The sequence below is a fragment of the Corynebacterium sp. HMSC064H12 genome, assembly GCF_001809925.1.
GTDB lineage: Bacteria > Actinomycetota > Actinomycetes > Mycobacteriales > Mycobacteriaceae > Corynebacterium > Corynebacterium jeikeium_D.
The window spans coordinates 86,715-101,269 of sequence record NZ_KV799323.1 but is presented as its reverse complement, the minus strand read 5'-3'; the positions used below and the strand labels follow the sequence as shown (position 1 = coordinate 101,269).

Here is a 14,555-nt window from a genome sequence, read left to right as displayed (position 1 = left end):
TGGCCGGCGCTGGCTAGTCCAGCGTCAGGTTCAGCTCATCTTCGGCACCGAAACCCGGACCGTTGACATCAGTTTCGATGTCCTCGTCGCTGTTGTCGATAAGCTGCAGGTAAGCGGGGTAAATAATGGTGTCCATGATGTGTTCGCGGGTCGGCAGATCCACGAATGCATTGTTTAGCGCATTCGAGGTCAGTTCGAACAGCTCGCTGTAGCCGTAGCCGAAGTTCTCCACCAGCTCCATGCACTCCCTGGTCATGGAAGTCGCACCAATCAGACGGTTATCCGTGTTGACGGTGCAGGCGAAACTCATATCGTCGAGAAGCGAGAACGGGTGATCCGCAACGCTGTCACAGACACCCGTCTGAACGTTGGAAGTCGGACAGATTTCCAGCGGAATCTGGCGGTCACGAATAGCGGAGGCAACCTCCTGACATTCGATGCCCTCGAGGGAAGCACCGAAGTCCTCGTAGATGCGCACACCGTGACCCAGGCGGCGAGCACCTTGCACGACAGCGTCCTGCAACGAATCCACACCGGCGTCTTCACCTGCGTGAATGGTGACCGGAATGAGGTTCTCCCGCAGCATAGTGAATGCTTCGGCGTGGTTAGCCGGCGGGAAGCCGTTTTCCGGTCCAGCGATGTCAAAACCGACAACGTACCCGTCGGAGTTCTTCCCGTAGTTGTCGATGACCAGCTGTGCGACTTCCTTGGAATTGTTATTCTGGCGCATCGCACAGACCAACAGACGTGCGGTGATGTGCTTTCCCTCAGCGGCGGCATGGGCTTCACCCTGCGCCAGGCCTTCGACCAGAGCGTCGATAACAGCCTGCATATCCAGGCCCTTTTCCAGATGGTTTTCCGGAGCGAGGCGCAGTTCAGCGTAGACAACGTTGTCGGCAGCCAAATCCTCAACGGCCTCACGCGCCACGCGCGTCAGCGACTCAGGGGTCTGCATGACGGCGCAGGTGTGCGCGAAGGCAGTCAGGTAGCTCGGCAACGAGCCAGAGTTGCCGGTGTCAATGAACCACTTCTCCAGTTCATCCGCGTCGGTGGTGGGCAGCTGATCGGTGTAACCGCAGTCCGCGGCCAGGTCGATAACGGTCTGCGGGCGCAGGCCGCCATCGAGGTGATCGTGAAGCAGTACCTTGGGTAGGCTGGCGACGACCTTGCGCATCTCATCGAGATTCGATGCCGAAGACTGTGTGTCCAGAGACTGAGCATCACTGTGCAAAGAATTAGTCATAATGGCCAGACTATCGGTACTGCGCCCTCCGCTTCTACTTCACTGCCGCGGAATCGTATTTCTGCTTTTCACAAAGGCTTTTTCCCCCGTTTCCCCCATCCACACACGAGAAATACGTCATTCCGAGTGACGTTTTACTACCCTTATTTCATCATGTTTCCCTCTCGCCGCTACTCGTCTGCCGTTACGCTGCTAGCCACCAGCGCTCTGCTTCTGCCGAGCACTGCCCCCGCAGCCATGGCGCAGAGCACCTCGCTTACCGACGACACTCCGATTGTCGGCCCCGCACCTGACATCCGTGACACGGAGGGCTGCCCCTACAAGACCCTCCCACCAGCACCAGTGGACTCCTCGGAGGTTCCGGCTCCCGGCGAAACATCTCCCGCTCCACTTCCGGTTCCTCAAAAGCCGGCTGGAGGTAGCAAAATGTCCGCCTGCGGCATTGTCAGCGGTGAGGGGTTTGACGTTCCGAAAGACCTCTCCGCCTCTGCATGGACGGTGTTCGATTTGAAATCCGGCGATGTCCTTGCGGCGAAGGACCCGCACGGCCGCTACCGTCCGGCATCGATTATTAAGGTGTTGCTGGCGATGGAGGCGCTCGAGGATTTGAAGCTCGACACCTCGGTTAAAGCGACATTCGAGGACGCGAACATGGAGGGCTCTCGTGTCGGCATCGTCGAGGACGTGAACTACTCGGTAGAAACGCTCCTGACTGGCCTGTTGCTCAACTCCGGCAACGATGCCGGCCACGCGTTGGCCCGCGAACTTGGTGGCATGGATAAGACCACCGAAAAGGTCAACGCCCTGGCAAAGAAATTGGGGGCGACGGATACGCGAGTGGTCAACCCGACTGGTCTCGATGCTCCGGGCCAGATGACGTCGGCATACGACATGTCACTGTTCTTCCAGCACGCATTCAACAATGAGACCTATCGCAAGCTCTCGGCCACCCGCCTGGCCACCATCCCCGGAGACAAGGCTCTCGAGGTTGATGACTTCGAAATCGCCAACGACAATCAGCTGATTGCCCAGGACTATCCCGGCGCGCTTGGAGGCAAAACCGGTTTTACCGACGATGCCCGTCACACCTTCGCTGGGGTGGCTGAGCGCGACGGCCGTCGTCTCGGCGTCATCGTTCTCGACGCCACTGTGGAGGATTCACCGCGCCCCTGGGAGCAGGCGGCATCGCTTCTCGACGCCGGCTTCGCGGCCCCGCAGGACAGCTCTGTCGGTGTCCTCGAAGCGGAAGCGACTGAGGATACGTTGGTAGAAAAATTGCCCGATATCCTGGACGACGAGTCAACAGGAACCGGGCTGAAAATTACTGTCAGCGCTGCCATCGTAGGTGTCATCGCATTGATTGCGATGGTCACCTACCGCTTCGGCAGACGCAATCGCGGTTAGTTATTTCGAACCGAGCAGGCGGTTCAATCCGGACGGATTGGCCGCTTCCGCACGGACGTTAATGACAGCAGGAGCGGGTGCATCCAGCTCCTCGTCGGCAAGCGCTTCTTCGGTCGTCGCGGTCCAGGCAGTGGCGTACATAGTGATGCGCCAGATGAGGTAGAAAACGACCATCAGACCGATGACCGGACCGAAAACTGCACCGGCCGGGTTCGACAGGGCGTTGGAGAAGAAAACGCTACCGAGCTGCTTGACAACCTCAAGGCCAATCGCACCGATAATCGCACCCTTTGCCGCAGAGCGGAACGGGGCGCCCCCGCGCGGCAGGAAAGCGAGCATCCAGAAGAACAGCAGCCAGTTGGCGACGAGACCAATGGCGATGGCAATCAATCCTGCGATTATTGTGATTCCCGGGACATGGGCCAGACCAATCTTGTCCAGCAGGGACTGTGTCAGTCCGGAAGAGCCGGCCGCGGTGACAGCGAAGGTCAGCAGGATCATAACCAGCATGCCCAGCAGACGCAGCAGGTCGCGAACCTTTCCCATCACGAAGTTGCTAGCGCCCAGCGGGCGCTTCCACAGCTGTGTCACTGCGTTGGAGAGGTTGCTCATCCAACTAAGACCCGACCACAGGGTGGCAATGAAACCGACGGTGAAAACGCCACCGGCCTGATCGATCGCGCCTTCAATAATTGCGTTGATGGTGTCGCCCATTGACCCATCGATGGAGTCGGTGATAGCGGACTGGATTTGCTCAAGCAGCTGCTCATTGCCACGCAGCACAAGCGCGAGGATGGCAAATGCCGTCATGATTAGGGGGAAAATCGACAGCACGGAGAAGTACGTGACAGCGGCGGCAAAAAAGTTACCGCCCTGCTCGGAGTAGCGCTCCTGCATCCGCATAACGTGATCGAACCACGCCCACTTTTCGCGGAGGCGGTCGATTGCGCTCGGTTCATCGGCGTGTACACGCTCGATGCCATAGCGGTCCGTTCTCTTCGGATCTTTTTGAGTAGAGGTTGCCATGTCCCCTACCTTAACGTGCCAGCTTTCGGTACGGAGACTGAAGCGCAGAGTCTACAGCTGAATTAACGGTTGGCGGCCTTCAGGAACCCGACTCGCTCGTACACATCTGCAAGTGTCTTGGCGGCAACTTCACGGGCACGGTCAGCGCCTTCGGCCAGGATCCGTTCCAACTCACCACGATCGGCCATGAGCTCCTCATAGCGTGCACGCAGTGGCGTGGTGAATGCCTCCAGCGCATCTGCGGTATCAGCCTTCAGCTGGCCGTAGCCAGCGCCTTCGTAGCCGGCAACGAGCTCGTCGACAGGCTTGTCGGTCAACGCCGACTGAATGACCAGCAGGTTGGAAACGCCCGGCTTGTTCTCACGGTCGAAGCGGATCTCTCCGTCATTGTCGGTAACGGCCGAGCGAATGCGCTTGGCGGAGACCTTCGGGTCGTCCAAGAGGTTAATAATGCCCTTCGGATTTGCACCCGACTTGCTCATCTTCGAGGTCGGATCCTGCAAGTCGTAAATTTTCGCGGAGCCTTCCATGATGTGTGGATCCGGCACCACGAAGGTCTTCTTGTAGCGGGAGTTGAAGCGCTGCGCCAGGTTACGCGTCAGTTCGAGGTGCTGGCGCTGATCCTCCCCCACCGGCACCAGCTGTGGGCGGTAGAGCAAGATGTCGGCAGCCATCAACATGGGGTACGCGAACAAACCAGCGGAGGTATGTTCCGCGCCCTGACGAGAGGACTTGTCCTTGAACTGCGTCATACGGCTGGCTTCACCAAAGCCAGTCAAGCAGGTCAACACCCATCCGAGCTCCGCGTGCTCGGGCACATGCGACTGCACGAAGAGCACCGACTTCTCCGGATCAATACCGAGTGCAATCAGCTGTGCGGCACCTGCGATAGTGCGCTGACGCAGCTCCTTCGGATTCTGCTCGACAGTGATGGCGTGCAGGTCTGGAATGAAGTAGTAAGCGTCGAAGTCATCCTGCAGATTAATCCAGTTCTTCAATGCACCCAGGTAGTTGCCCAGGTGGTAGGAATCTGCGGTCGGCTGAATGCCGGACAGAACGCGCTGCTTACGAGCACTCGGTGCAGGATTAGTTGCCTCAGGACCCTTGCTTTCACTCATAGCCAATAAGTCTAGCGCGAGGCCCGCAGTTGAGAGTCGACGACGTACCCGTTTCGACAACACCACGGGCTTTTGCAGGAAACCGACTGCCAAAAGCTAGCCCCGACGCCCCTCGTCCCCCTGCTCCACAAGCATTCGATCGGATAGCAATTTGACGGTGCGCGCCGCAGCGGCTGGCGATTCCTCGGGGTACAGTGCGCGCACCAACGTGATCGCTGGGCGAATGCCGTGTTCAGAGAGAACACGGCGAACACGCTCACGCTCCCCCTGGGTCAACTCGAGCGGGGCTACGGGTGGCCTACGGGTGTAGGACACGACCATCACGGCTCCCAGCAGAACAATGAGTCCGAGGGAAATCCACAGTGGCCACGCGTAGGCAAAAGACAGCACGATAAACGCAACAATGACACCGGAAGTCACGACCACTGGGACATTGACAGCAGTGCCAGGGTCGTTCTGCAGACTCCGTGCGATGGCTTCCAAATCGGCCATCTGGTGCCGCTTGTTATCGCTCTCGCCGTTTTTCACTGGGGATGTCCTCTCCTTTCCTGGTCCGCACCGAGCTCGCTTCAAGTCCCGCGCAGATTCGCGCTTGGGTTTTACAGCGGCTGAAGTCCCATCAGTCCTTCTTCAAATCTTAGGCGCTCGCGTCCCAAGTGCCGAACTAACCCACAGGTATTATTGGACTAATTCAATTCTCTTATCCGTCAGGAGTCCCATGCTCGCTGCCATTGCGGTTGCCGTCTTCATCCTGCTGGTCCCAGGCGCAGTTCTCGGTTGGGCCAGTGGGCTACGTCCCACGCTCGCGTTGGCATCTGCCGGCCCATTAATGCTGGGTGTGACCGGTTTTTCCGCATGGTTGTCTCACGCGCTCGGGCTGGATTACACCTGGCTCTTCGTGGCCGGCATGTGGGCATGGTTCTGTGCTATTGGCTATCTGGTGCGCAGATTCGTCCCCCGAGCAACGCCCGAAGACGGCTTCGATTCCGGCGTTGTCACCGCGATGATTGTCGTCGGAGTTACGGTAGTCGGCTCGATGCGCGCCATGCTCGTGCTTAACGACGTCCCCGGCGGCCCCGGCGCTATCCGCGAAGCCTGGGACATGCTCTGGCATACCAACTTCCTCCGGTTCATTGACGAACATGCAATAGCCTCGCCCACCGCGGCCGGTGACCTGATGAATCAGGAGACCGGGGCCGAAATGTTCTACCCCACCGGCTGGCATGCCATGGCGGGGCTGCTGCCCGGCTCGGTCTTCCTCGATTCCAACGTGTTTGCGTTCTTGGCCCCGGCGCTGCTTGTTCCCGCAGCAACTGCGGTGCTAGCCCGCACCGCAGTTGGTCCTAAGTGGGCGGCCTATGCCGGTCCCGCAGCTGCCGTCGCGACGCTGATGCTTCCGGAGATTTGGGTGGCCCTTTGGCGCACCTCCTCCATGCCGTATCTGCTCGCGGTGGCCGCTTTGCCGATTGCTGCGGCTTTGACCATGCGGGGCTATATTGTCCCCGCTGCGCTTGCCCTGGTCGGCACGTTTATCACCCACCCGGCCGGCGCAATTGCTGCCGTGCTCTTTGTTGGCTTGTGGTTGATTACCCAACCGAGCGTCAGTGGCCTAGTTCGCACGCTAATTATCGGCGCGCTCGCCCTGGTGATGACTCTCCCGGCAGCTTTGTCCGCGAGGGGGCAAGGCGAATCCGTTGCGGGCTTTACCGGCCAAATTGAGATTTCCCGCTCCGAATCACTGTGGCGAACTCTGATTGGGTTTTCCCGCTATGCTGACGAGCCCATCTTTTCCCGGACTGTTCTGGTTCTTGTGCTCATCGGCCTGGTGGTGGCGCTTGTCTCTCGCCTGCCAGACAGCCCATGGGCTCCGTGGCCGGCACTGGTTTTCGGGCTGCTCTTTGTGGTGTCCGACAGTGCGCAGTCCCGTTGGTCTGAGCCGTTCGGCACCTATCTGAAGTTTATTGGCACTTTCTTCTACGACATGCCGTACCGCATGCAGGCGGTTATGGGAATTCTGCGCGCAGTGCTGGTCGGCTACGCAGTCGCGGCTGCCGTTGTCGGGATTGTGGCTGCGGCGCAGTGGATCGTCGCGAAGCGAAATCAGCCGGTCAAGTCGTGGAATCCTGCGCTGGCGATGGGGCTCGTAGCGGCACTGGCGATTGTGCCTGCGACCTGGGCGAGTGGGCCTGCTCAGCGCGAGGCAATTCGCCAGAGTTTCGGAAGCACGTTTGTGACCGCTGCGGATATGGAAGCTATTGATTGGCTGTCCGCACAGCCGCATGCGTTTGAGGGGCATATTCTCAATGACCGTCGTGACGGTTCTGCGTGGATGTATGCCATCGCCGGACTGCCGACCCTGTTCCGCCATTTCTCCTTCTCCGACAAAACTGCCGAGGCGAGCAACAAGCTGCCGATAAACGTTGACCTGCTGGGCTCACATCCAGAGTTCGATGCCATGGCGAAGAAATTGGGAGTGCACTACATCATTAGTTCCCCGCCGGGTGTGAACACGGATGGCACGGAGGCGCTGTCGATGCGTTCCTGGGCATGGCACGCGCCGGGGCTCACGCCTGTGTATCACGACAGTTCGGTGATGATTTTCGCGGTCAACAAGATGTTTTCACCTGAAGAGTTGCACGCTGTTGTCAACAGTTCCCCACACCGCCCGGCGCGCCCCAATCCGCTGTGGATGCCTCCGCGCCAGCCAATCGTCCCCTCCCCCGACGAGGCTGTCGATCCGCTCGCCGGCGCGCGCATCACCGTCGACTCTCGCCGCGAGGCCATCGAGGCTATCAACGCCGACCTGCCTCGCGCGCTGCGTTTGAGTGGGGATACTTCCGCTCACATCGACAGCATCGTGCAACGCGCCAGCGACAAGCTCCGTCAGCGCGGCGCAATCGTTGGCGCGCATTCGCTTGCCGACGACACGGCGAGCGCAGCCACCGTAATCGTCGGTCGCTCATCAGAGGGCCAGACTCTTTCTGGGGATAACATCGGCGATCGTGGCTTTTCGGTATCCGCTGTGGTGAAGTCTCTCGAACCTGAGGACGATGCTCCTGCCGATTGGCAGTTGGCGGCGGGTGTGCGCGACGGAATGGTGTACCGAGGTTTCAATCCGCACAGCAGTTACAGCACAAACGGGGTGCCAACCGAGTTTCGCACCGGCCTGGCGCCGGCAGTGGCGGTGAACCAGAGTTCGCGGCCACATGCGCCGACAATTGCGCTATCGCTGGGAGCGGTGGGCGCTGAAAAACTCACCCGCGATTTGGCCGACCCCGCTATGCAGGACAAATGGGCCGACGCCATCGTTGACGGCATCGCCTCGATGTTGCGGCAGAACCGGCATCTCGTAACTGCTCCCGAGCCGGAGTTGATCCCAGAGTTCGCTGACCTCGGAGCACACTAGTCCGCTCGGGTTTAGGCGTATGCCGGGTTTAGGCGTACTCCACGATCACCGGCGCGTGGTCCGTCCAGCGAAGGTCGTAGGCGGCAGGCTTATCCACTACCGAGCTGACGGCACGCTTGAGCATTGGTTCGGTTACCGCCTGGTAGTCGATGCGCCAGCCGGCATCGGTATCGAACGCCTTACCGCGGTAGGTCCACCAGGACCAGGGGCCGTCGGCCTCTGGGTGCAGACGGCGAGTGACATCAAACCACACCGGATCTGCATTGAGCTTCGGGGCCTCCCACACAGAACCATCGGAGAAGGCACCGGATTCCAGCTCCTTTTCGCTGGCCTGAACCTGCGAATCCTGGGGAACCTCATCGGGCCAGCAGCCGAAGACCGAGTCCATCCAGGCACGCTCCTGCGGTAGGAAACCGCTCTTGCGGCGGTTGGTCTTCCAGTTCTTCAAATCCTGTTCGCGGTGGCAGATGTTCCAGTCGCCGCCGATGACTGCGTGGTGACCGTCGCGCCCCTTGGCACCCAGTTCCGCCAGGTAGTCGGAGAAGGCATCGAGGAAGCGGTACTTCTCATCCTGCTTCTCGCTCAGGGCAGCACCAGAGGGCAGGTAGAGGCTGGCAATCTGGACATCCACATCCAGGCCGGTGTCCGCTGCCGGGGCAATACCACTGATAAACCGACCGGATTCTTCGAACTCCTCGGAGCCGATGCCCACCTGGACGTCGTTAAGCGGAAAGCGCGAGAGAATGCCCACGCCGGCGCGCCCCTTTGCACCCAGGTTTTCAGCGCCGACCCAATGCCATCCGGCATCAAAAGCGGGCGCGAGGGCCTTGCGTGCCTGGTCGTCGGTGGCGCGGACTTCCTGCAACAAAACGACATCGGAACTGGTGTGCTTCAACCACTCCAGCAATCCCAGGTTGGTTTCGCTGCGCTCCTTGACGGCGGCGCGGATGCCGTTGACATTGATTGTCGCGATTGTAAGGCTCATGCCCTCATACGTTACCTATGCGTGCACTACGCCTTGAAGACCCCTAGCGCAGTTCGATGCGCTCAGCCTTCTTCGCCTGTGAGCGGCGGTAAAGAACAATGGTCGGCAGAGCGATGAAGATAGCCAACATCGCCAACGTCGCGCCGCCCAAAGCCGGTGCGCGGTAGCCATAACCGGACGCAATGACCCAACCACCGAGCGCCGCTCCAAAGGCGTTGGCCATGTTCAATGCGGCCTGGTTGAGAGCTGCCGCCAGCGTCTGTGCGCGACCGGCGACATCCATCAGACGGGTCTGCAGATTTGGCACCAATACCGATCCCAGCAGACCGATAAGGAGGAAGTTGATCGTGCCCAGCACAGCATTCTGTGAGGTGAAGTAGAAGACGCTGAGCATGATTACCATCAGCACCAGCGCAACCATGATGCCCCACTCCCCGATGCGGTCGGAGAGCCAGCCACCGATGTAAGTACCGACAACCATGCCGATGCCGTAGGCCATCAGCACAATCCAGATGTGGTTTTCGCTCATGCCCGCTTCGCGAGTCATAGTCCAGGTGATGTAGGTGTAAACCGCGAACATGCCGCCGAAACCAACGGTGCCGATTGCGACGGTCAGCAGCACCTGCGGTGTCACCAGAGCCGAGAGCTCATCCATCGGACGTGTCTTCGGCATGCGGTTCATATGCGGCACGGCGAACCACAGCGAAACAAATGCAATCAGCCCGATGACCGCGACAAACGCGAAGGCGCTGCGCCAACCGTAAATCTGTCCCAGCACCTGCGCGGCCGGCACACCAATCACAGTCGCCACCGACAACCCCACGCCCGACAGAGCCACCATCTTGCCGCGCTGTCCCGGCTTAGCCAGGGAGGCAGCCACCAGCGCCGCCACCGAGAAATACGCGCCGTGCGGCAGACCGGCGATGAAGCGCGAGACCATGACCGCTTCGAAAGAGCCCAGTGTGCCTGCCCAAACCGTGGCACCATTGCCGATGGTAAATGCCGCCATCAGCAGCAGGAGCATGCGCCTGCGCGGAATCGAGCCGGTCAGCACGGTAATTAGGGGTGCGCCCACGACAACACCGAGTGCGTACATCGAAATCATGCGCCCTGCGGCATCCTCATCACGTCCGAAGGCATCAGCGATGTAAGGCAGCAGGCCCATGGCCACAAACTCGGTAACGCCGATGCCGAATGCACCGACCGACAGAGCCACAATCACCAAGATTCGGCGTAGATCAGAGATGTCGTCCTGCACCGGAACAGGACGGCGATGCGAGCTAAACGCTCCCGCACGACGCGCACGCGGTTTGTGGTCGTCGTTGTGGGTTGTTACTTCGCTTGACGACGTCATTGCGACCGTCTCCTTTTCTCTTCTTACGCCAGTTGGTGGACTCTCAGTTCCCCTCGACTTTCGACCCAAGACGGGCTCGCAAAACCGTGAGGGGAGCCGCAAGGGAAAAATGAGACTCTACTCCGCAACACAAAAATTTCGCTATTTAATCCGCCTGTTCCCCGGGTATTTGTGCGCGGAATAACATCTGCGGCCATTAGTGGAAGTCGCTCACTCAAGTTCTTCCCAATGCATTTTGTAATCGGCATTGTTTGCCGAGGACTACGAATTCCCTTCGAGCGTGACGGACTTCCTACCATCGAGCGCTCCGGGTCTTCGATGCTGCCGTACTAGCTACCGGGTAAATTGTTTTAAAAGATATTTCGAACTGCAATACCGATAGGATCTTGATTCACTATGGGCGACCGCTATAACCTCTACGAGTCTCTGACGCTGGATAGCGAAGCCAGCACCGAAGAGCTCCATGCAAATCTTTCTAATCAACTCTCCGAACTGCGAGATGCTGGCGTCTCGGAGTACTCCGGCGAGTTCCAGGAGAAGCTCACTGCGCTGCAAGTGCTTGGCGATGAGGGACGTCGTCGCGAATACGACGCTTTGCTGGCCGATGAGAACGCCACCATCACCATTGCGACGCTGCGCGGGCTGGCAAATCGCCCGGCACCCACTGCGCAGGAATCCTCGTTCCAGACGCAAACCCAACAAGCACAGTGGTCCGCCCCAACTCAAACCAGTCCTGCGACAGTAACCACCACGGTGACCACGGATGTACCACCGCTGCCTGCAAACGCCACACTGCAGAACATGTGGCAGCGCATGCCACTCATCCCCCGAATCACTACCGGCTTGGTCGGTTTTTCAACTCTGATTGGCATCATCGCAGTTCTGTACGCAATCACGCTCGGCATCCAGGGCGCCAACGATCTCGGCAGCCTAGAGTCATCGTTGGGTGATTCTTGGGATGACATCGGCTACATTATGGGCGCTGCAGCCGCCCTCGTTCTTGTTCCAGTCCTCTTACTGATGGGAATGATGCTTGTCACCTTGACCGCATACTGGATTCACTCCATCCTCCGCGGTGAAGACTCGACGGCACCAATCTTTTTCTGCGTCACCGTGGCACCACTGGCGTTGGCTATGACCATCATCCCCCTCCTGTTCTTGAGCTCCTGGGTGGATGTAGTCCTCTTCCTCGCAGGTGCCATGCTGATCGCGGCTTGCGTTCTTATGTTCCTCAAGGACATGCGCGCATGGTTCCGCGGCCAGAAACTGGTCAGGACTACCCAGTCGGCCCCGGGGCAGGGCTATGCTCCGCAGTACCCACAGTCTCAGAACACTCAGGGCTACCAGTTCGGCCAGAACAATCCTCCGAACAATACACAGAACTAAATAGGCTGCCCTGAACAACCGCGCCGGCGTGCACGACACCCCAGCGCGGTTTTTCGTATTTGAAGGGTTTGAGCGCGGGGGCCGTCGTAAAGCGAAAAATGGAATGAAAAGCGGCGAATAAGCGACAAATAATTGCGCATTTCGTGACTTACCTCACATAATTGCGTTATTCATATCACTATCACTGTTTTTGCGCTATGCCCCGACACAACCCAAGATTCAAAACTGGGTTATCGTGGAACAAAACAGATAGGAGACATGAATTATGGCGACAATTATTTGGACCCGTACTGACGAAGCCCCTCTGCTGGCGAGCTACTCGCTGAAGCCAATCGTGGAGGCATTTGCAAGCCAGGCTGGTGTCAATGTTGAAACCCGCGACATCTCCCTCGCAGGCCGCATTCTGGCTCAGTTCCCGGAGCGTCTTTCGGACGAACAGAAGGTAGAGGATGCGCTGGCAGCCCTGGGCAAGCTGGTCAAGGAGCCGGACGCCAACATCATCAAGCTGCCGAATATCTCTGCATCCGTCCCGCAGATTAAGCGCGCTGTCGCAGAGCTGCAGGAAAAGGGCTATGACATTCCGAAGTACAAGTCGCAGCCGGAAGGCGACGAGGAGACCGCCGACCGCGCCAAGTTCGACAAGGTCAAGGGCTCTGCCGTTAACCCGGTACTGCGTGAGGGCAACTCCGACCGCCGCGCTCCGGAGCCGGTGAAGAACTACGCCCGCAAGCACCCGCACCGCATGGGCGCTTGGTCTGCAGACTCCAAGACCAACGTCGCCACCATGGCCTCCAACGACTTCCGCCACAACGAGAAGTCCGTTGTCATGCCGGAAGATGACAAGCTGACCTACCAGCTCGAGGCTAACGACGGCCAGATCATCACCCTGAAGAAGGACATGCCGGTCCTCAAGGGCGAGATTATTGACGGCACGGGCATGAACGTCCACATCCTGGACAACTTCCTGCGCGCTCAGATTCGTCGCGCACAGCGCGAGAACATCCTGTTCTCCGTGCACCTGAAGGCCACCATGATGAAGGTCTCCGACCCGCTGATCTTCGGCGAGGTTGTCAAGGCCTTCCTGCCATCTGTTTTCCCGAAGTTCGAGTCCAAGCTGGCTGCCGCCAACCTGACTCCGGACAACGGCCTGGGCGCCATGCTCGATGGTCTACACAAGCTTGACGACGCTACTGCGGCGGCCGTCAAGTCCGCTATCGAGAAGGACCTGAAGGAAGGTCCGGCCCTTTACATGGTCAACTCCGATAAGGGCATCACCAACCTCCACGTTCCGTCTGACGTCATCGTTGACGCTTCCATGCCGGCCCTGATCCGCAACGGCGGCAAGGGCTGGGGTCCGGATGGTGAGGAGCGCGACACCCTCGCAGTCATCCCGGACTCCTCCTACGCAGGCGTCTACCAGGCTGTTATCGAGGACTGCCGCGCCAATGGCGCTTTCGACCCGGCCACCATGGGCTCTGTCCCGAACGTCGGCCTGATGGCTCAGAAGGCTGAGGAGTACGGCTCCCACGACAAGACTTTCCAGATTCCGGTTGACGGTGTCCTGCAGGTCATCAACTCCGCTGGCGAGGTTCTGATTGAGCACCACGTCGCCGAGGGTGACATCTGGCGCTCCTGCCAGACCAAGGACGCCCCAATCCGCGACTGGGTGAAGCTGGCCGTTAACCGCGCTCGTATCACTGGCGACCCTGCAGTGTTCTGGCTGGACCCGCAGCGTGCGCACGACAACAACCTGATCAGCAAGGTCAACGAGTACCTGGCAGACCACGACACCGAGGGTCTGGATATCCGCATCATGGATCCGGTGTCCGCTACCAAGTTCTCCCTCGAGCGCATCCGCCGCGGCGAGAACACCATTTCCGTAACCGGTAACGTTCTGCGTGACTACCTCACCGACCTGTTCCCGATCATGGAGCTGGGCACCTCCGCCAAGATGCTGTCGGTCGTGCCGCTGATGGCCGGGGGCGGCCTGTTCGAGACCGGCGCAGGCGGTTCCGCACCGAAGCACGTCCAGCAGGTTCAGGAAGAAAACCACCTGCGCTGGGACTCCCTGGGTGAGTTCCTGGCACTGGCCGAGTCCCTGCGCTACGCCGCTGAGCATGACGACGACCCACGTCCACGCGTCCTGGCTGAGGCCCTGGACAAGGCAACCGCTACCCTGCTCGACGAGGGCAAGTCGCCGTCCCGCAAGGCTGGCGAAATCGACAACCGCGGCTCCCACTTCTACCTGGCTCTCTACTGGGCACAGGAGCTGGCCAAGCAGGACGAGAACTCCGAGCTGAAGGAAGTTTTCGCACCGGTCGCTAAGGCTCTCACGGAGAAGGAAGAGTCCATCGCCAAGACCCTGATTGATGCTCAGGGTTCCCCAGCTGATCTGGGTGGCTACTTCCTGCCGGACGATGAGAAGACCTCCGCAGTTATGCGTCCGTCCGCTGAGTTCAACGAGATCATCGACGGTCTGAAGAAGTAGGACTAGCTGCTTGCTCCTGGCTGGTCTGGCTGACCTGGTTGGCCCAGGCTGGTCTAGGCCGACCTAGGCTGACCGCCGGTTTCGGGCGATAGCCCCTCGCTCATGTTGCATTTGATGCACATGGCGCGAGGGGCTTTTTCTATGC

The 14,555-nt window shown here is 59.5% G+C and carries 10 protein-coding genes; 4 read left to right on the top strand and 6 right to left on the bottom strand.

All coding sequences use genetic code 11. The annotated features are described in order from the left end of the window. Positions 1–13: 13 nt before the first annotated feature. On the bottom strand, positions 14–1,243 hold the full coding sequence (locus HMPREF2681_RS01060; protein WP_049190312.1) for an adenosine deaminase: 1,230 nt from the start codon (positions 1,241–1,243) through the stop codon (positions 14–16). 153 nt (positions 1,244–1,396) lie between these two features. Between HMPREF2681_RS01060 and HMPREF2681_RS01055 the strand changes: the two genes are divergently transcribed. Next, positions 1,397–2,647 (top strand): D-alanyl-D-alanine carboxypeptidase family protein, encoded by a 1,251-nt coding sequence (locus HMPREF2681_RS01055; protein WP_070545795.1) that lies wholly within the window; start codon positions 1,397–1,399, stop codon positions 2,645–2,647. On the opposite strand, the gene HMPREF2681_RS01050 is transcribed toward HMPREF2681_RS01055, so the two are convergent. The 3 genes from HMPREF2681_RS01050 to HMPREF2681_RS01040 all read right to left on the bottom strand — a co-directional run bounded on the left by HMPREF2681_RS01050 (position 2,648) and on the right by HMPREF2681_RS01040 (position 5,319). After that, a complete protein-coding gene (locus tag HMPREF2681_RS01050) occupies positions 2,648–3,673 on the bottom strand; it encodes a YhjD/YihY/BrkB family envelope integrity protein (RefSeq protein WP_049193273.1) in 1,026 nt (341 codons plus the stop codon). Between the two features lie 62 nt (positions 3,674–3,735). Next, complete coding sequence (gene trpS, locus HMPREF2681_RS01045; RefSeq protein ID WP_049171954.1) at positions 3,736–4,791, bottom strand: tryptophan--tRNA ligase; 1,056 nt, start codon at positions 4,789–4,791, stop codon at positions 3,736–3,738. 96 nt (positions 4,792–4,887) lie between these two features. Then, entirely contained in the window at positions 4,888–5,319 is a 432-nt protein-coding gene (locus HMPREF2681_RS01040; RefSeq protein ID WP_016422144.1) for a hypothetical protein, read from the bottom strand. 190 nt (positions 5,320–5,509) lie between these two features. Between HMPREF2681_RS01040 and HMPREF2681_RS01035 the strand changes: the two genes are divergently transcribed. Continuing rightward, positions 5,510–8,197 carry a DUF6541 family protein gene (locus HMPREF2681_RS01035; protein ID WP_070545705.1) on the top strand — a complete coding sequence of 896 codons (2,688 nt, stop codon included), beginning with the start codon at positions 5,510–5,512 and terminating at the stop codon, positions 8,195–8,197. 28 nt (positions 8,198–8,225) lie between these two features. Here the strand turns inward: HMPREF2681_RS01035 and HMPREF2681_RS01030 are convergent, their stop codons facing one another. After that, a complete protein-coding gene (locus HMPREF2681_RS01030) occupies positions 8,226–9,182 on the bottom strand; it encodes an exodeoxyribonuclease III (RefSeq protein WP_049171950.1) in 957 nt (318 codons plus the stop codon). 43 nt (positions 9,183–9,225) lie between these two features. Next, a complete protein-coding gene (locus HMPREF2681_RS01025; protein ID WP_016422141.1) occupies positions 9,226–10,536 on the bottom strand; it encodes an MFS transporter in 1,311 nt (436 codons plus the stop codon). 396 nt (positions 10,537–10,932) lie between these two features. Here HMPREF2681_RS01025 and HMPREF2681_RS01020 point away from each other — a divergent pair, with 396 nt between their 5' ends. Both HMPREF2681_RS01020 and HMPREF2681_RS01015 read left to right on the top strand, forming a co-directional pair. Beyond that, complete coding sequence (locus tag HMPREF2681_RS01020) at positions 10,933–11,922, top strand: hypothetical protein (RefSeq protein ID WP_049171948.1); 990 nt, start codon at positions 10,933–10,935, stop codon at positions 11,920–11,922. Positions 11,923–12,187: 265 nt separating this feature from the next. Beyond that, entirely contained in the window at positions 12,188–14,410 is a 2,223-nt protein-coding gene (locus HMPREF2681_RS01015; RefSeq protein ID WP_070545703.1) for an NADP-dependent isocitrate dehydrogenase, read from the top strand. The last annotated feature ends 145 nt before the right edge of the window (positions 14,411–14,555 follow it).

Coding starts and splice junctions, on each gene's coding strand:
- HMPREF2681_RS01055 (WP_070545795.1), top strand. CDS start 1,397: ATGTTTCCCTCTCGCCGCTACTCGTCTGCCGTTACGCTGCTAGCCACC.
- HMPREF2681_RS01050 (WP_049193273.1), bottom strand. CDS start 3,673: ATGGCAACCTCTACTCAAAAAGATCCGAAGAGAACGGACCGCTATGGC.
- HMPREF2681_RS01030 (WP_049171950.1), bottom strand. CDS start 9,182: ATGAGCCTTACAATCGCGACAATCAATGTCAACGGCATCCGCGCCGCC.
- HMPREF2681_RS01035 (WP_070545705.1), top strand. CDS start 5,510: ATGCTCGCTGCCATTGCGGTTGCCGTCTTCATCCTGCTGGTCCCAGGC.
- HMPREF2681_RS01020 (WP_049171948.1), top strand. CDS start 10,933: ATGGGCGACCGCTATAACCTCTACGAGTCTCTGACGCTGGATAGCGAA.
- HMPREF2681_RS01060 (WP_049190312.1), bottom strand. CDS start 1,243: ATGACTAATTCTTTGCACAGTGATGCTCAGTCTCTGGACACACAGTCT.
- HMPREF2681_RS01015 (WP_070545703.1), top strand. CDS start 12,188: ATGGCGACAATTATTTGGACCCGTACTGACGAAGCCCCTCTGCTGGCG.
- HMPREF2681_RS01025 (WP_016422141.1), bottom strand. CDS start 10,536: ATGACGTCGTCAAGCGAAGTAACAACCCACAACGACGACCACAAACCG.
- trpS (WP_049171954.1), bottom strand. CDS start 4,791: ATGAGTGAAAGCAAGGGTCCTGAGGCAACTAATCCTGCACCGAGTGCT.